General features: G+C 71.5%; 12 protein-coding genes. 10 read left to right on the top strand and 2 right to left on the bottom strand.

Annotated features, from left to right (window positions below; genetic code table 11):
• The first annotated feature begins 139 nt into the window (after positions 1-139).
• Together VMS22_15475 and VMS22_15470 are read left to right on the top strand one after the other, a co-directional pair.
• Positions 140-2,065, top strand: coding sequence for an amylo-alpha-1,6-glucosidase (locus tag VMS22_15475; GenBank protein HXJ35433.1), 1,926 nt, complete (start codon positions 140-142; stop codon positions 2,063-2,065).
• A gap of 4 nt (positions 2,066-2,069) precedes the next feature.
• The gene (locus VMS22_15470) at positions 2,070-2,894 is read left to right on the top strand and encodes an aquaporin (GenBank protein HXJ35432.1); all 825 of its coding nucleotides are present in this window, start codon (positions 2,070-2,072) and stop codon (positions 2,892-2,894) included.
• On the opposite strand, the gene VMS22_15465 is transcribed toward VMS22_15470, so the two are convergent.
• Positions 2,891-5,197: a sigma 54-interacting transcriptional regulator gene (locus VMS22_15465; GenBank protein ID HXJ35431.1), complete on the bottom strand. Its 2,307-nt coding sequence runs from the start codon at positions 5,195-5,197 to the stop codon at positions 2,891-2,893. The genes VMS22_15470 and VMS22_15465 overlap by 4 nt on opposite strands.
• An 84-nt stretch (positions 5,198-5,281) precedes the next feature.
• Between VMS22_15465 and VMS22_15460 the strand changes: the two genes are divergently transcribed.
• Genes VMS22_15460 through VMS22_15435 form a run of 6 tightly spaced genes read left to right on the top strand, consistent with a single transcriptional unit; the run spans position 5,282 to position 14,391 of the window.
• On the top strand, positions 5,282-6,562 hold the full coding sequence (locus VMS22_15460) for an NAD(P)/FAD-dependent oxidoreductase (GenBank protein ID HXJ35430.1): 1,281 nt from the start codon (positions 5,282-5,284) through the stop codon (positions 6,560-6,562).
• A 22-nt stretch (positions 6,563-6,584) separates the two neighbouring features.
• Complete coding sequence (locus tag VMS22_15455; GenBank protein HXJ35429.1) at positions 6,585-8,135, top strand: GMC family oxidoreductase; 1,551 nt, start codon at positions 6,585-6,587, stop codon at positions 8,133-8,135.
• Positions 8,132-9,127, top strand: a complete 996-nt coding sequence (locus VMS22_15450; protein ID HXJ35428.1) for a VOC family protein — start codon at positions 8,132-8,134, stop codon at positions 9,125-9,127. The genes VMS22_15455 and VMS22_15450 overlap by 4 nt, the downstream gene beginning before the upstream one ends.
• Before the next feature lie 49 nt (positions 9,128-9,176).
• Positions 9,177-11,399: a YfhO family protein gene (locus tag VMS22_15445; protein HXJ35427.1), complete on the top strand. Its 2,223-nt coding sequence runs from the start codon at positions 9,177-9,179 to the stop codon at positions 11,397-11,399.
• A gap of 59 nt (positions 11,400-11,458) precedes the next feature.
• Positions 11,459-14,149: a glucosidase gene (locus VMS22_15440; GenBank protein HXJ35426.1), complete on the top strand. Its 2,691-nt coding sequence runs from the start codon at positions 11,459-11,461 to the stop codon at positions 14,147-14,149.
• On the top strand, positions 14,146-14,391 hold the full coding sequence (locus VMS22_15435) for a zf-HC2 domain-containing protein (GenBank protein ID HXJ35425.1): 246 nt from the start codon (positions 14,146-14,148) through the stop codon (positions 14,389-14,391). Before VMS22_15440 ends, VMS22_15435 begins: the two co-directional genes overlap by 4 nt.
• A 3-nt stretch (positions 14,392-14,394) precedes the next feature.
• Here the strand turns inward: VMS22_15435 and arsC are convergent, their stop codons facing one another.
• Positions 14,395-14,748, bottom strand: a complete 354-nt coding sequence (gene arsC / locus VMS22_15430; GenBank protein HXJ35424.1) for an arsenate reductase (glutaredoxin) — start codon at positions 14,746-14,748, stop codon at positions 14,395-14,397.
• Between arsC and VMS22_15425 the strand changes: the two genes are divergently transcribed.
• Positions 14,747-16,126 carry an MATE family efflux transporter gene (locus VMS22_15425; GenBank protein ID HXJ35423.1) on the top strand — a complete coding sequence of 460 codons (1,380 nt, stop codon included), beginning with the start codon at positions 14,747-14,749 and terminating at the stop codon, positions 16,124-16,126. The genes arsC and VMS22_15425 overlap by 2 nt on opposite strands.
• A 51-nt stretch (positions 16,127-16,177) precedes the next feature.
• Positions 16,178-17,029: a class I SAM-dependent methyltransferase gene (locus VMS22_15420; protein ID HXJ35422.1), complete on the top strand. Its 852-nt coding sequence runs from the start codon at positions 16,178-16,180 to the stop codon at positions 17,027-17,029.
• Positions 17,030-17,033: the final 4 nt, after the last annotated feature.

Here is a 17,033-nt window from a genome sequence, read left to right as displayed (position 1 = left end):
CCGGGCTTCGCCGGCCGCGGTATGCCGGTCGCGCGTACCAGCAGCGCATCATTCTCGTTCCCGACCCAAGACGGAGTCTCGGGTCGGCTTCCTGCGTGCCCCGGGGTCCCCGGCGGACCCGTGAAACGGCTCGCGGGAGGTGGCATCACAGGCCCGGATGGCCCTGCCCGGCAACGGAGGCGCGGAGTGGCTCGAGACCGACGGCCTCGGCGGCTTCGCATCCGGGACGACCAGCGGCATCCGGACGCGCCGCTACCACGCGCTCCTGCTCCCTGCGACGACGCCGCCCGCGGGACGCGTCGTCATGGTGAACGGCCTCGAGGTCTGGGTCGAGACCGCGGCCGGCACGTTCGCGCTGTCCTCGCAGCACTACACGCCCGACGTGACCTGGCCCGACGGCGCGTCGCGCATCGTCGACTTCGCGACCGATCCGTGGCCGCGCTGGACGTACACCCTGGGGGACGGCCTCCGCATCGAGCAGGAATGCTTCGTGCGGCAGGGCGCGCCCATGACGGTGCTCGCCTGGCGCGCGCTCGGCGCCGCGGGCCCGGTGCGCCTGCACGTGCGGCCGCTCGTGTCGGGGCGCGACTACCACGCGCTCCATCACGAGAACCCGGCCTTCCGGTTCGACGCCGAGACCGGGCCGGGCCGCGTCGTCTTCCGTCCGTATCGGGGCCTGCCGCCGGTGGTCGCGATCTCGAGCGGGACGTACACGCACGAGCCCACCTGGTACCGGAACTTCCTCTACGACGAGGAGGCCGCGCGCGGCCTCGATTGCGTCGAGGACCTCGCGTCGCCGGGCACGCTCTCGTTCGACCTCGCCGCGGGCGAGGCCACGCTGGTGCTCACGACCGATCCCGGGGCGACCGTCGACGTCGCGACCCTCCGGTCGGCAGAGCGCAGGCGACGGGCGGCGTTCCCTTCGCGCCTGCACCGTGCCGCCGACGCCTACGTGGTCACGCGCGGCCACGGCAAGACGATCGTCGCCGGGTATCCCTGGTTCACGGACTGGGGGCGCGACACGTTCATCGCGCTGCGCGGGCTCTGTCTCGCGACCGGACGCATCGACGACGCGCGCAGCATCCTGGTCGAGTGGGCGGGGCACGTCTCCGACGGCATGCTGCCGAATCGCTTCCCCGACCACGGGGAAGTGCCCGAGTACAACTCGGTCGACGCCGCGCTCTGGTACGTGGTCGCAGTGCACGACCTCTTCGACGCCGCACGGCGAGCCGGCAAGAAGATCTCGAAGGGAGATCGGGCGACGCTCGAAGGCGCCATCGACGCGATCCTCGCGGGCTACGCGCGCGGCACGCGCCACGGCATCCGCGTCGACGGCGACGGCCTCCTCGCGGCGGGCGTTCCGGGCCTCCAGCTCACGTGGATGGACGCCAAGGTCGGCGACTGGGTGGTCACCCCCCGGATCGGGAAGCCCGTCGAGGTGCAGGCCCTGTGGCTGAACGCGCTCCGCATCGGCGCCGCGCGCTCCGAGCGCTGGGCCGAGCTGCACGCGCGGGGCAAGACGAGCTTCGAGGCGCGATTCTGGAACGAGATCCTCGGCTGCCTGCACGACGTGGTCGATCCGGACCACGTGCCCGGCACCGTCAACGGCGGCTTCCGCCCGAACCAGATCCTCGCGGTCGGCGGCCTACCCTTCCCGATCGTCGAAGGCGAGCGCGCGCGCCGCGTGGTCGACTCCGTCGAGACGCGCCTGTGGGCGTCGATCGGGCTGCGCTCGCTCGCGCCCGGCTCGGCGGCCTACGCGCCGCACTACGAAGGCGGCGTCCGCGAGCGCGACGGCGCGTATCACCAGGGGACGATCTGGCCGTGGCTCCTCGGCGCGTTCGTCGACGCCTGGGTTCGCGTGCGGGGCGGCACGCGCGAAGCGAAGGCGCAGGCGCGAGCCCGCTTCCTCATGCCCGTGCTGGCGCACCTCGACGAAGCCGGTCTCGGGCACGTCTCCGAGATCGTCGACGCCGAGCCGCCGCACACCCCGCGCGGCTGTCCCTTCCAGGCCTGGTCGGTCGGCGAAGCGATCCGGATCGCACACGTCTTCCTGGGAGAGTGACGACGTGGACGCCCGGTGCCAGGGGAAGGCCGCGCAGCGGCCGGCGCCCATCGGCGCGCTTCAGAATCATTGGCCCGAATACCTGATGGAGGCGTGGGGGCTCGGCACGTTCATGGTATCGGCGTGCCTCGTGACGGCGCTCCTCGAGCATCCCGCGTCGCCGATCCACCGCGCGCTCCCCGACGCGACGCTGCGGCGGGTCCTCGTCGGCATCGCCATGGGCGCGACGGCGATCGCGATCGTCCATTCGCCGTGGGGCCGGCGGTCCGGCGCCCACATCAACCCGTCGCTCACGCTGGCGTTCCTGCGGCTCGGCAAGGTGGCGCCGTGGGACGCCGCCTTCTACGTCGTGGCGCAGGTCGCGGGCGGCGCCGGCGGCGTCGCGCTGGCGGCGCTGCTGCTGGGGCCCCGCATCGCCGACCCCGCCGTGAGCTACGCAGTCACCGTTCCCGGCCCCGCGGGAGTACCGGCGGCCTTCGCCGCCGAGCTCGCGATCTCGTTCGGTCTCATGCTGCTGGTCCTCGTGACGTCGAACGACCGCCATCTCGCCCGCTTCACGGGGATCTTCTGCGGCCTCGCCGTCGCCACCTACATCGCGGTCGAAGCGCCGCTCTCCGGCATGAGCATGAACCCGGCCCGTACCTTCGGCTCTGCCGTCGTCGCCGACACCTGGACCGCCTTCTGGCTCTACCTGGTCGCCCCACCGCTCGGCATGCTGCTCGCGGCGGAGCTCTACCGGCGACGCGCGGGCATGGCGCGCATCCTCTGCGCGAAGCTGAACCATCGGGGCCACGAGCGCTGCATCTTCCGCTGCAAGTGGCCGGCCTAGGACAGTGCGGAGCTGCGCCGGATGCCGAGCTTCTGCATCCGGCTCCGCAGCGTGCTCGGCCGCATGTTGAGGACGCGGGCGGCGCCCTGCGGCCCGTCGATGCGCCACGACGTCCGCTGCAGCACCGAGAGGATGTGCTCCCGCTCGACCTCGTGCAGCGCCGCTGGCCCCGACGGCCGAGGCTCGGGCGCCGCGCTCGCCGCCGCGGGTCGTGTCGACGTCGATACGGGCAGCACCTCGGGCCCCACCGTCAGCTCGTGATCGGTCGACAGGATGACGGCGCGCTCGATGACGTTCTCGAGCTCGCGGACGTTCCCGGGCCACGGATACGCCACCAGCCGCTGCATCGTGTCCTGCGACACGCGCGTCACCTTGCGTCCGATCTTGCCCGCGTAGCGCCCGACGAAGTAGTGCACGAGCAGCGGAATGTCCTCGGGGCGATCGCGCAGCGGCGGCAGGCGGATCGGGAAGACGTTCAGCCGGTAGTAGAGGTCCTGGCGGAACTGGCCGGCACGGATCGCCTGCTCGAGGTCGCGGTTGGTAGCGGCGATCACGCGCACGTCGACGCGGATCGTCTTGCTGCCGCCGACGCGCTCGAACTCCTGCTCCTGCAGGACGCGCAGGAGCTTCACCTGCGCCTCGGGCGGCAGGTCACCCACCTCGTCGAGGAAGATGGTGCCGCCGCTCGCCAGCTCGAAGCGGCCGACGCGCTTCTCCGTGGCGCCGGTGAACGCGCCCTTCTCGTGACCGAAGAGCTCGCTCTCGACGAGGCCGCTCGGCAACGCGGCACAGTTCACCTTGATGAGCGGACGGCCGCGCCGCGGGCTGCGGGAGTGGATCGCGCGGGCAATGAGCTCCTTCCCCGTGCCGGTCTCGCCGAGGATCAGGACCGACGAATCGGTGGGCGCGACCAGGTTCACCTTCTCGAGCGCGATCGCGAGCGTGCGGCCCTGCCCTATGATCTCCTCGAAGTTGTGGGCGGACTTGATCTCCTCCTGCAGGTACAGGTTCTGGCGGTTGAGCTCGCGCAGCTCCGTCTCGGCGCGCTGCCGCTCCTCGACGTCGCGCAGGATGAGCGTGAAGAGCGAGCCGCCCGCCACGCCGACGCGCGAGAGCGTCCCTTCGACCGGGAACTCGCGACCGGCGCGATCGCGCGCCCGCAAACCCTCCGGCGCCCACACGTAGGGGCGCACGTTGCCGCCGGTCGTGGAGGCGCGCATGAAGGCCTCGAGCGATTGCTGCAGACCCGGCGTGAGGAAACGGTCGACGGGTCGCCCCAGGGCCTCGGCCGCGGGGCAGCGGAAGATCTTCTCGGCTGCTTCGTTGAAGATCGCGATGCGGCGCCCCCCGTCGACGGTCACGATCGCGTCCATGGCGGAGGCCAGCACGCGCGCCAGGCGCTCCTCGCTCGCGCGCAGCGCCGCCTCCGCGCGCCGCAGCTCGGTCACGTCCGCCAGGGTCGAGCGCGTCGCGACGACCTGCCCGCGCTCGTCGCGCATCGGCCGGACCGAGAGACGAGCCCAGACCGACGTGCCGTCCTTGCGCCGGTACTCGATCTCCTCGTCGTGGATCTCCTCGCCGGCGCGGAAGCGCGCCAGCGCCTTCATGCCGCGCGGCTTGCCCTCCGGCGTGTCGGCCCACAGGTCCCAGATCGGTCTCCCCGCGAGCTCCTCCGCGGAGTAGCCGAGCAGCTCGAGCATCTTGCGGTTCCAGCGGCGCAGGCGCGCGTCGGTCCCGACCGAGTAGTGGGCGAGCGGGGCCTCTTCGTACAGGTCGCGAAAGCGTGACTCGCTCTCGCGGAGCGCCTGGTCGACGCGCAGCCGCTCGATCTCGGCGCGGGCCCGCGCCGCGAAGATCCGCATGATCGGGATGCCGCGGGGGTCGTGCATGGGCTTCGTGTCGAGGATGGCGAAATGCCCGACGACACCGCCGGCGGCGTCGAGCAGCGGCACGCCGCAGTAGCTGACGGCACCCCACTCGACGAGCCCGACGTCCTCGGGGAAGCGCTCCTGGAGGCCGTCCGGGTGGTGCGACATCTCGCCCGCGAGGACGGCCTCGCACGGCGTCCCCGCGACCGGGATGTCGATGTTGTCGAGCGGCGCCCCGCGCCCCCAGACCGCCCGCGTCCGGAAGCGGAGCTTGTCGGCCGACAGCTCGGAGACGAACGCGTACGCGACGCCGAGCGCGCCGGCGAGGTGGCGCACGAGCGAGGCGAAGAACTCGTCTCCGGTCTCGGCCTCGACGCCCTCGACGATGGCGCGCAGCGCGGCGTCTTCGGCCTGCCGCTGATCCCGCTCGGTCACGCGGCCTTCCTCCACCAGGCCCGGCGACGACGCAAGGTCGAGCGCGAAACCGTCCGATCGCCGCGGCATCGGACCGCCGTGGGCATGGACGGCACGTATCGCATACTGATCCTGGGCGGGGGCTTCGGCGGGGTCTATGCCGCGCTCGAGCTCGAGAGGCTCGTCGGCCGCCGGCGCGACGTCGAGGTCACCCTGGTCGCCGCCGAGAACTTCTTCCTGTTCACGCCGATGCTACACGAGGTAGCGGCGGGCGAGCTCGAGGCGTCGACCATCGTGAACCCGCTGCGCAAGCTCCTCCGGCGCGTCCGCACCTTCGTCGGGCGGGTGGAGGCGATCGATCTCGCCGGACGGTCCGTGGAGGTCTCGCACGGATCCGACGGACATCGCCACGAGCTGCCGTACGATCGCCTCATCCTGGCGCTCGGGTCGACCACCAACTTCTTCGGCCTCCCGGGCGTCGCCGAGCACGCCATCACGATGAAGTCGCTCGACGACGCACTGGCGCTGCGCAGCCGGGTCATCGCGCAGCTCGAAGAGGCGAACGGCGAGTGCGCCGCGGGCGAGCGGCAGCCGCTCCTCACCTTCGTCGTCGCGGGCGGCGGGTTCGCGGGTGTCGAGACGCTGGGTGGTCTTCACGACTTCGTGCACGAGTCGCTCCCGTTCTTCCCGAACCTCCGTCCCGATCTCGTGCGCACGGTGCTGGTCGCACCCGACCCGGTGATCCTCCCCGAGCTCGACTCGAGGCTCGGCGCCTACGCGCAGCGAAGGCTCGCCGCCCGCGGCGTCGAGATCGTGACCCGACAGAAGGTCACGGCCTATCGCGATGGGGCGGTCGAGCTGACGGACGGCAGCCGCATCCCGACGACGACCCTCGTGTGGACGGCCGGGACGGCGCCGCATCCGATCCTGTCCGCGCTCGACGTGCCCAAGGAGCGCGGCCGCATCGCGGTGGACGAGCACCTGCAGGTACGGGGCCGGAACGACGTGTGGGCGGTCGGCGATTGCGCGCTCGTGCCGAACCCGCGCACCGGCGGCTACCACCCGCCGACCGCGCAGCACGCGATCCGCGAAGCCGCCGTCGCGGCGCGCAACGCGATCGCCACGCTGGCGGGACGACCGCAGAAGCGCTTCCGCTTCTCGACGCTCGGGCAGCTCGCCGCCATCGGGCGGCGCACGGGCGTCGCGAACGTCCTCGGCGTCAACTTCTCCGGCTTCGTCGCGTGGTGGCTCTGGCGAACGATCTACCTCGGCAAGCTGCCGCGGCTCGAGAAGAAGGTCCGGGTCGCGCTCGACTGGTCGCTCGATCTCTGCTTCGCGAAGGACTTCGCGTGTCTGGGCTCGGCGGCGGCCACTCGACGGCCGTAGCCCACCACGGAGGACCCACCGCATGCCCCACGAGAACGACTACGACGTGATCATCATCGGCTCGGGCGCCGGCGGCGGGACGCTCGCGCACCGCCTGGCGCCGACGGGAAAGCGGATCCTCATCCTCGAGCGCGGCGATTACGTCCCGCGCGAGCGCGAGAACTGGGACTCGCACGCCGTCGTCGCCGAGGGTCGCTACAACATCACCGAGGCGTGGCGCGACAAGAACGGGAAGGAGTTCCACGCCGGCGCGCACTACTACGTGGGCGGCAACACCAAGTTCTACGGCGCGGCCTTGATCCGCCTGCGCCAGGAGGACTTCGGCGAGGTCCGCCACCACGGCGGCGTCTCGCCGGCGTGGCCGATCCGCTACGAGGACCTGGAGCCGTACTACACCGAGGCCGAGCACCTCTATCAGGTCCACGGGCTGCGCGGCGCGGATCCCACCGAGCCGCCCGCGAGCGCACCGTACCTGCACCCGCCGGTCAGCCACGAGCCGCGCATCCAGGAGATCTTCGACGGCCTCCATCGCCAGGGGCACCGGCCGTTCCCCATGCCCGTCGGGCTCATGCTCGACGAGAAGAGCCCCCGCACGAGCAAGTGCATCCGGTGCGGGACGTGCGACGGGTTCCCCTGTCTCGTCTACGCCAAGGCCGACGCCCAGGTCGTGTGCGTCGACCCGGCGCTCCAGCACCCGAACGTGACGCTGGTGACGAATGCGTGCGTGTCGCGCCTCGAGACGAGCGCGTCGGGACGCGAGGTCGCGGCCGTGCACGTCCTGCGCGGTGGTGCGAAGGAGACCTACCGCGGCGGCATCGTGGTCGTCTCGGCGGGCGCCATCAACTCGGCGGCGCTGCTCCTGCGCTCGGCGAGCGAGCGGCATCCCGACGGCCTCGCGAACGGCTCCGGCGTCGTCGGGCGGCACTACATGTGCCATCTCAACTCGATGTTCCTCGCCATCTCGCGCCACCCGAACCCGACGCGGCTCAACAAGACGCTGGGCTTGAACGACTTCTACTTCGCGACCCGCGAGTGGGACTACCCGATGGGGCACATCTCGCTCATGGGCAACATCGACGGCAACGTCCTGCGGCAGGGCGCGCCGCGTGTCGTCCCCGGCATGACGCTCGAGCTGATGGCGCAGCACGCGGTGCCGTTCTGGATGACGTCCGAGGATCTCCCCGATCCGGAGAACCGGGTGACGGTCGATCGCGACGGCACGATCCGCCTCACCTACACGCCGAACAACGAGGAAGCGCACCGGCGTCTCGCCGGCAAGCTGAAGGGGCTCCTACAGCACATCGAGTGCGACCACGAGCACCTGATCCCGCTCCAGGCCTACGTGCCCGGGCGCATCCCGCTCGCGGGCGTGGCGCACCAGAACGGCACCGTCCGCTTCGGCCGGGACCCCAGGACGTCCGCCCTCGACGTCGACTGCCGCGCCCATGAGGTCGACAACCTCTACGTGGTCGACGCGAGCTTCTTCCCGTCGGCGTCGGCGGTGAACCCCGCGCTCACGATCATGGCGAACGCGATCCGCGTCGGCGACCACCTGAAGGCCCGCATGCGGTGACGCGCGCGCTCGTCCTCCTCGCGGTTCTCGCGCTCGGCACCGCACGGGCGGCGGCATTCGTCACCGCGGTCGAGTCGATCGGCCTCACCGTCTCCGACATGGAGCGATCGCTCGCGTTCTACACGACCGTGCTGCCGTTCCAGAAGGTATCGGACGTCGAGGTGGCGGGGTCCGAGTACGAGAAGCTGACCGGCGTCTTCGGCTGCCGCCTCCGGATCGTCCGCCTGCGGCTCGGCGACGAGCTCGTCGAGCTGACCGAGTTCATCGCCCCGCGCGGCCGCCGCGCCCCCGACGACGCACGCAGCAACGACCGCTGGTTCCAGCACGTCGCGATCGTCGTGCGCGACATGCAGCAAGCCTACGCCACGCTGCGCGCGCAGCGGGTCGAGCACGCGTCGACCGGCCCGCAGCGGCTGCCCGACTGGAACGTCGACGCGGGCGGCATCGAGGCATTCTACTTCAAGGATCCCGATGGCCATCCGCTCGAGCTGATCCACTTCCCGCCCGGCAAGGGGGACCCGCGCTGGCAGCGCGAGACCGGCAGCCTCTTCCTGGGCATCGACCACACCGCGATCGTGGTCGCGGACACGCGCGCGAGCCTGCGGTTCTACGAGGGCGTGCTCGGCCTGCACGTCGTCGGCACGAGCGACAACTTCGGCGTCGAGCAGGAGCACTTGAACAACGTCGAGGGGGCGCGGCTCCACATCACGGGCCTGCGCGCGGCGGGGGGACCCGGCATCGAGCTGCTCGAGTACCGGGTGCCGCGCACGGGTCGCCCGTACCCCGCGGACGAGCGCGCGAACGACCTCGTGCACTGGCAGACGCGCGTCGCGACGGCGAGCGTCGCAGACGCGGCGGCGAAGCTGCGGGCCGCGAGCGCGCCGTTCGTCTCCGCGGGCGCCGTCGACGTGCCGGCGGACCCGGAGGGTTTTCATCGCGGCGCGACGGTTCGGGATCCCGACGGTCACGCCGTCCAGGTCGTGGAGCCGTAGCGTCCGACGCTTGACCCCCACGCGCGCGCTCGCGTAGCTCCTCGTGCGCGTGCCCAAGCGAGGGATCGCGGTCCGCGCGGCCGGGCTCTGCCTGCTCGTCGCCGTCGTGTGGTACGTCCGCCTGGCCACGCCGGTCGACGCGCAGGGTGTCCGGACGGCGGACCTCCGCATCTACTTCTATCCGAGCTACGCCGCGTTCTTCGGCCACCTCGCGCGCGGCGAGCTGCTGCGTTGGAATCCGTATCAGTCGTGCGGCTTTCCGTGGCTGGGGTCGCTCCAGACCGGCTTCTTCTATCCGCCGCACGTACTCTATCTCGTGCTGCCGACGTACGCGGCGCTCTTCGTCTCGACCCTGTTGCACGTGCTCCTGGCGGCGGTGTCGACGGCGGCCTTCGCGCGCCGCCTGGGCTTCGGCTGGGCGGCGGCAGCGATAGGTGCCCTGCTCTTCGTCCTGCGCGGCATGTTCTCCGAGTGGCTCGCGTGGCCGTATCTGCTCGAGGCCGTCGCGTGGCTGCCGCTCGGGTGCCTCACGACCCACGGGCTCGTCGTCGAGGGAGGCCGGAAGTGGATCGCCGCGCTCGCCGCCACGCTCGGCATGAGCTGGCTCGCCGGCGGCCCGCAGGGAACCGTGTTCATCCTCTACGCGTGGGGAACGCTGCTCGTAGCCCTGCTCCTCGCGCACGGACGCTCGATCGCGGGAGAGGTGCGCGTCGCGATCGCATTCGGCATCGCGATCGGGGTCGGCACGCTCGCCGGCATGATCACGCTCCTGCCCGGACGCGAGCTCGCCGGCGCCGGCTTGCGGGGGGCCGGGGAGCTCGACCTCGCGAGCATGTTCCCCGCCGGCTTCGGGGGAACGCTGCAGAGCGTGCTCGTCGCCGGAGGCTTCGCAGGGTTCACCGCCGTCGGCTGGTCGCTCGTGCCGTTCGCGGTCGCGGCGCGCGACGCCCGCGCCGTCGTGTGGTGGGCCGTCGGCACGATAGCGCTCACGTCGTGCTTCTCCCTCGGGCCCGGTATTCCGGCGACCTTCGCGCTCTACCGGGGACTCCCGCTCCTCACCTGGTTCCGGACGCCCGCGCGCATCCTCGTGCTCGCGGGATTTGCCTTCGCCCTCCTCGCCGCCGCGGGCACCGACGTCCTCCTGCGCTGGGTTCGTGACACGCGTCCGTCGCGGGCGCGCGACGCCCTGCTCCTCCTCCCTCTCGCACCCGCCGCCTATCTCTTCTGGGAGGGTTACGCGATCGTAGGCGTGCTTCTCGGCGCGGTCGCGCTCGCGATCGCGGCGACCGCGAGGATGGATGCACGCGCCCCGGCGCAGGCGCTCGGGGTCACCGTCGCGGCGCTCGCGCTGGTCGGCGTCGCACCCCTTCCCGGGCTCCTACCCTACGACGCGGCTGCAGGCGCGCGGTATCACCGCCGCGACGCCCTCTACGAGCGCCTGGTGGCGCTCCAGGGCGACGGCCGGGTGTGGATTGCGCAGGATCGCCTGACGGACCTCTTCCCGCGCCTCGCGACGCTCCACGGCGTGCGATCGTTGTTCGACTACGAGCCGCTCCTGCTCGAACGACAGAACGCGTACTTCAGCGCCGCGTTCCCCGGTTTGCCGAGCAGGAACCGACGGCCCGCGCCGGCGTCGCTCGATTGGATCAACAGGCCACAGGACTTCGTGGCGCGCGCGCAGCTCCTCGACGTGGCGGCGGTGCGCTGGGTCGTCGTCCCGAAGGGCGGACGCCGGGAGTTGAGGAACGCCTTCGAGGCCCGCGGCATGCGCGCGGTCGACGACGTCGAAGATTTCACGATCCTCGAGAACCCGCGCGCGCTGCCGCGCGCCTACGTCGTCTACCGCACGGAAGCGGCCCCTGGCGAGCCGAAGCTCCTCGCTCGTCTCGCGTCGCCCGCGTTCGATCCGCTCGGCTCCGCGCTGGTCGAGAACCTGCGCCCGATCGGCAATCCCGCGGCGTCGCGCGGGCACGCGGCGACCATCGTCGTCGACGAGCCGGAGCGGGTCGAGATCGAAGCCGAGCTCGCAGCCTCCGGCCTGCTCGTGCTCGCCGACACGTACGCTCCCGGATGGGTCGCGACGGTCGACGGAGCCGCGGCGGAGATCTTTCCGACGAACGAGCTCTTCCGGGGCGTCCTGGTGCCGCCGGGACGGCATCGGATCCGCTTCGAGTACCCGGCCACGAGCCTCCTGGTCGGCGCGCTCTGCAGCCTCGCCGGCTGGATCGTGGTCGGATTCCTCTGGGTCGGCCGAGATCGGTCGGAGGCGTAACGCAGCAACCGACGCGGCATCGAAGGTCGCAGGAGGATGCCCCCACGGGGCCACGCGACATGACGCACGCCGCCATCGACAACCATTGGACGAGCCAGCCGTCGGTCGACGCCGAGTCGCGCCGTCTCGCCGAAGACTCGGCGCGCACGCAGAACTGGCAGCGCTGGGGAACGTATCTCGCCGAGCGCCAGTGGGGCACGGTCCGCGAGGACTACTCGGCCGACGGCACGTGCTGGGACTACTTCCCGCACGACCACGCGCGCAGCCGCGTCTATCGCTGGGGCGAGGACGGGCTGCTCGGTCTCACCGACCGACAGAACCGCCTCTGCTTCGCCGTCGCGCTCTGGAACGGCAAGGACCCGATCCTGAAGGAGCGCCTGTTCGGGCTCACCGGCCCCGAGGGCAACCACGGCGAGGACGTGAAGGAATGCTACTTCTACCTCGACGCGACACCCACCTGCTCGTACGCGAAGGCGCTCTACAAGTATCCGCAGGCGGCCTATCCGTACGCGCAGCTCGTCGAGGAGAATCGGCGTCGAGGGCGCGGCGAGCGCGAGTACGAGCTCGCCGACACGGGCGTCTTCGACGAGAGCCGTTACTTCGACGTGTTCGTCGAGTACGCCAAGGACGCGCCCGAGGACGTCCTCATCCGGATCACCGTCGCCAATCGCGGCCCCGAGGCCGCGACGATCCACGTGCTGCCGACGCTCTGGCTGCGCAACACCTGGGCGTGGGGACGGACGGGTGAGGGCTACTGGCCGAAGGGTCGCATCGCCCGGCAGGACGAGCGCACGCTCGTCACCGAGTGCGAGTCGCTCGGGCGCTACCGGTTCGCCGTCGAGCCCGCGCCGGCGGCGTGGCTCTTCACCGAGAACGAGACCAACGCGCAGCGGGTCTTCGGAGCGCCGAACGGCTCACCGTACGCGAAGGACGCGTTCCACGACTACGTCGTCCACGGCCGGACCGACGCCGTGAATCCGGCCGGCGTGGGCACCAAGGCAGCCGCGCTGCATCGCGTGGAGGTACCGGCGCGAGGCGAAGTCGTGCTGCGCTGCCGGCTCACCGCCCAGGGCGGCAGCACCGCGGCGGCGTTCGGACGGCCGTTCGACGAGGTCATGGAGGCTCGCCGGCGCGAGGCCGACGAGTTCTACGCGAGTCGCACGAGCCCCGGGCTCACCGACGACGAGCGCCGCGTCGCGCGGCAGGCCTACGCCGCGCTCCTGTGGTCGCGGCAGTTCTTCCACTACGACGTGCGCGCGTGGTTGGACGGCGATCCCGCCCAGCCGCCGCCGCCGGCGTCCCGGCGGCGCGGGCGCAACGCCGACTGGACCCACCTCTACAATCGCGACGTCATCTCGATGCCCGAGAAATGGGAGTATCCCTGGTACGCCGCCTGGGACCTCGCCTTCCACATGCTGCCGATGGCGCGCGTCGATCCCGATTTCGCGAAGTCGCAGCTCGTACTGCTGCTGCGCGAGTGGTACACGCACCCGAGCGGCCAGATCCCGGCGTACGAGTTCGCGTTCGGCGACGTGAATCCCCCGGTGCAGGCGTGGGCCGCCTGGCGCGTCTACAAGATGACGGGCGAGCGCGGAGCGCGCGATCGCGTCTTCCTCTCGCGCATCTTCCAGAAGCTGCTCCTCAACTTCACCTGGTGGGTGAATCGCAAAGACCAGGAGGGGAACCACGTCTTCGGCGGCGGCTTCCTCGGCATGGACAACATCGGCGTCTTCGATCGCTCGCAGGCGCTGCCGACGGGCGGCTACCTCGAGCAGGCCGACGGAACCGCGTGGATGGCCTTCTACTGCGCGACGCTGCTGTCGATGGCGCTCGAGCTCGCGAAGACGAATCCCGCGTGCGAGGACCTCGCGTCCAAGCTCTTCGAGCACTTCATCCACATCGCGCGCGCGATGAACGACCTCGGCGGCACCGGCCTGTGGTGTCCCGAGGACGGCTTCTACTACGATCAACTGAACGCCGCCGGCACCGTCGTCCCGCTGCGCATCCGCTCGATGGTGGGCCTGATGCCGCTCATCGCGGTCGAGACGATCGAGGAGGACACGCTCGCGCGCTGCCCCGGCTTCCGCAAGCGCATGAACTGGTTCCTCGCGAACCGCCCCGACCTCACCGACACCATCTCGTGCATGTACGAGACCGGCGCCGGCGGGAGCCACCGCCTGCTCGCCCTGCCCACGCGCGAGCGCCTCGTGCGTGTGCTCCGCTACATGCTCGACGAGAACGAATTCTTCTCGCCGCACGGGATCCGCTCGGTGTCGCGCCATCACCAGGCGCACCCGTACGTCTTCGAGGCCGGCGGACGGCGCTACAGCGTCGGCTACGAGCCCGGCGAGTCGACGACGGGCATGTTCGGCGGCAACTCCAACTGGCGCGGTCCGGTGTGGTTCCCGATCAACTACCTGCTGCTCGAAGCCCTCGAGCGCTACGACCACTTCTACGGCGACACGCTGCAGGTCGAGTGCCCCACCGGCTCCGGCCGCATGATGCGGCTCCGCGACGTGGCGCTCGAGCTCTCGCGCCGGCTCGCGAGCACGTTCGTCGCCGGACCGGACGGCCGCCGGCCGTACGACGACGGCCGCTTCGCGGCCGATCCCCACTGGCGCGACGCCCTGCGCTTCCACGAGTACTTCCAGGGCGACACCGGACGCGGGCTCGGCGCGCGCTTCCAGGGCTGGACGCTGCTCGTCACGCGCTGCCTCGACGACGTGGCGCGGGCGCGGATGACGGCATGACCTGCCGCGAGTTCACCGACTTCCTCGCCGACTACCTCGACGGCGACCTCGGGCTCGCCGAGCGCGGCGCGTTCGACGCGCACCTCGCCCGGTGCCCCGACTGCGTGAGGTACCTGCGCGGCTACGCGGCGACCATCCGTCTCGGCAAGGTCGTGTGCACCGAAGAGCACGACGCCGTCGGCGACGACGTTCCCGAAGAGCTCGTGCAGGCGATCCTCGCGGCCCGCGCACGCAACGGCTGACCGTCAGTCGAGGAGCTCGAGCACGCGCTCGGACGGGCGCGCGATGACCGCGCGGCTGCCGCGGATCACGACCGGCCGCTCCATGAGCTCGGGATGCTCGAGGAGGAGCGCCACCACCTGGTCGCGCGTGACGTAGCGCTCCGCAGAGAGCCCGAGCTCCTTGAAGCGCTTGTCCTTGCGCACGAGATCGGCCGGCGGCCCGGCGAGCAGACCGAGGAACCGCTCGAGCGTCGCACGATCGGGCGGCGTGCGCAGATACTCGACCACCTCGGGCTCGACGCCGCGCTCGCGCAGGATATCGAGCGCGCCGCGCGACTTCCCACAGACCGGGTTGTGGTACACGGTGACGCGTTCCATGGCGCGAGACCTATCCGGACCAGCAGGCGCCCGCAATGTCGAGGCGACGCCGCGCGCGGAGCTGCGCCGCACGGTGTGGGCGCTCGCATGGCCGGTCATCGTCACTCTCTTCTCGGAGGCGGCCGTCGGGCTCTTCGACATGCTGATGGTCGGGCGCCTCGGCGCCGACGCGGTCGCGGGCGTCGGGGTCGGCGCGCAGATCCTCGGCGCCGTCGGCGTCGTCACGACCGCGATCGGCACGGGAACGGTCGCGCTCGTCGCCCGGCACGTGGGGGCGCGCGAGCCCGCCGCCGCCCAGCGCGTGCTCGGCCAGTCGGTGCTGCTGGCGGCGACGGCGGGCGCGGCGACGGTGCTGCCGGTCATCGTCTGGACGCCCGCCCTGGTCCGGCTCTTCGGCGTGACGCCCGCCGTAGTCGATCTCGGTGTCGCCTTCACCCGTCTCGTCATGCTCTCGATCCCGGGTGGCGCGGTGCTGTTCGTCGTCGGCGCCGCGCTTCGCGCCGCCGGGGACACGCGCACGCCGCTCGCCATCGGTCTCGTCGTGAACGTCGTCAACGTGATCGCGAACTGGGCGCTCATCTTCGGACACCTGGGGTTCCCGGCGCTCGGCGTGCGCGGATCCGCGCTCGCCAGCACGACGGCGTTCACGCTCGGCGCTGCGATCGGGCTCGCGCTCGTCGGCGGCGGCTACCTGCGCCTGCGGCTCGAGCGCAGGGACCTTCGCCTCCATCGCGCGACGATCGGACGCCTGGCGCGGATCGGCGCACCGGCGGGCCTCGAGCAGCTCGCGATGCAGATCGGCTTCCTGGTCTACCTCGTCTTCGCGTCCGCGTACGGGACGGCCGCGGTCGCGGCCTATTTCATCGGGGTGCGCATCCTCGCGCTGTCCTTTCTGCCGGGCATCGGCTTCTCGATCGCGGCCGCGGCGCTCGTCGGCCAGAACCTCGGCGCCGGCGACCCGGCACGTGCCAAGGAGGCTGCGTGGGCGGCGACCCGGATGTGTCTCGTCCTCATGTCCGGGGCAGGCCTCGTCCTGTTCGTCTTCGCGACCGCGATCGCGCGCGTCTTCGTCGACGACCCGCTCGTGATCGAGGACACGCGCTGGTTCATCTACATGCTGGGCGCCTGCCAGCCGCTCATGGCCGTCGACTACGCGCTCGGCGGGGCGCTGCGCGGCGCCGGGGACACCCGCTACCCGCTCGCGACCCTGTTCGCCGGGCTCTACGGATTCCGACTGGCCTTCGCGTGGGTCGTGACGCACGCGCTTCACCTTTCCACCCCGTGGCTCTGGGCGGTGCTCATCGGGGACTATGCGGTCCGCGCGGGTCTCAAGGTGTGGCGGATGGGCGGCGAGGCCTGGCAGCGCATCCGCGTATGATACCTTCGTACACTGGCGTCCCGGATCGGGCTGTGTCAGCGTCCTCGGCCGATGGACGCGACCGGGCCCAATGCCGAGCAGATCACGTACTGGAACGACCAGTCGGGCCCCAAGTGGGTCGCCCGCCAGGCCCAGCTCGATCAAATGCTCGCGCCGTTCGGGACGGCGGTGATGGACGCCGTCGGGATCGGCGCGGGCAAGCGGGTGATCGACGTCGGCTGCGGCTGCGGCGACACCACCCTCGCGATCGCCGGGCGCGTGGGATCCTCGGGGCACGCGCTCGGCGTCGACATCTCCGAGCCGATGCTCGCCCGGGCTCGGGATCGCGCCGTCGCCGAGGGGGTGCGCAACGTCCAGCTTCTCGTCGCCGACGCCCAGACACACGCCTTTCGGCCCCAGGGAGCCGACGTCGTCTTCTCGCGTTTCGGGGTGATGTTCTTCGCCGACCCGACGGCCGCGTTCGCGAACCTGCGCGCGGCGCTCGGCGACGGCGGCCGGGTCGGGTTCATGTGCTGGCAGGCCCTCACCGAGAACCCGTGGATGCTCGTCCCGATCGGCGCCGCCGCCCAGCACGTCGCGCTGCCACCGCCGCCGGCGCCCGGCGCACCCGGCCCGTTCGCGTTCGCCGACCGCGATCGGGTGACGCGGATCCTCTCGGACGCGGGGTTGCGTGACATCGTGTTCGAAGCCTTCACTCCAACGGTCGAGATCGGCGGCGGCAGCGTCGACGATGCGGTGGAGTTCGTCCTGCAGCTCGGGCCCACGGCTGCGATCCTTCGCGAAGCCCCTGCCGATGCGCTCGCCAAGGTGGCTGCATCGATGCGGGAGGCGCTCGCGCCCTATGCCACGCCTCGCGGGGTCGTCATGTCGTCGGCGGCCTGGATCGTCACCGCGAGGGCCTAGGGAA

This window comes from Candidatus Eisenbacteria bacterium, from assembly GCA_035577985.1.
Classification (GTDB): domain Bacteria; phylum Desulfobacterota; class Binatia; order DP-6; family DP-6; genus DATJZY01.
Note: the sequence above shows the minus strand (reverse complement) of the source record. Positions and strands in the feature narration are given on the sequence as shown.

Bases quoted from the DNA above. Each gene is read 5' to 3' on its own strand.
- VMS22_15455 (HXJ35429.1), top strand. From the start codon at position 6,585: ATGCCCCACGAGAACGACTACGACGTGATCATCATCGGCTCGGGCGCC.
- VMS22_15440 (HXJ35426.1), top strand. From the start codon at position 11,459: ATGACGCACGCCGCCATCGACAACCATTGGACGAGCCAGCCGTCGGTC.
- VMS22_15425 (HXJ35423.1), top strand. From the start codon at position 14,747: ATGGCGCGAGACCTATCCGGACCAGCAGGCGCCCGCAATGTCGAGGCG.
- VMS22_15460 (HXJ35430.1), top strand. From the start codon at position 5,282: ATGGACGGCACGTATCGCATACTGATCCTGGGCGGGGGCTTCGGCGGG.
- arsC (HXJ35424.1), bottom strand. From the start codon at position 14,748: ATGGAACGCGTCACCGTGTACCACAACCCGGTCTGTGGGAAGTCGCGC.
- VMS22_15435 (HXJ35425.1), top strand. From the start codon at position 14,146: ATGACCTGCCGCGAGTTCACCGACTTCCTCGCCGACTACCTCGACGGC.
- VMS22_15420 (HXJ35422.1), top strand. From the start codon at position 16,178: ATGGACGCGACCGGGCCCAATGCCGAGCAGATCACGTACTGGAACGAC.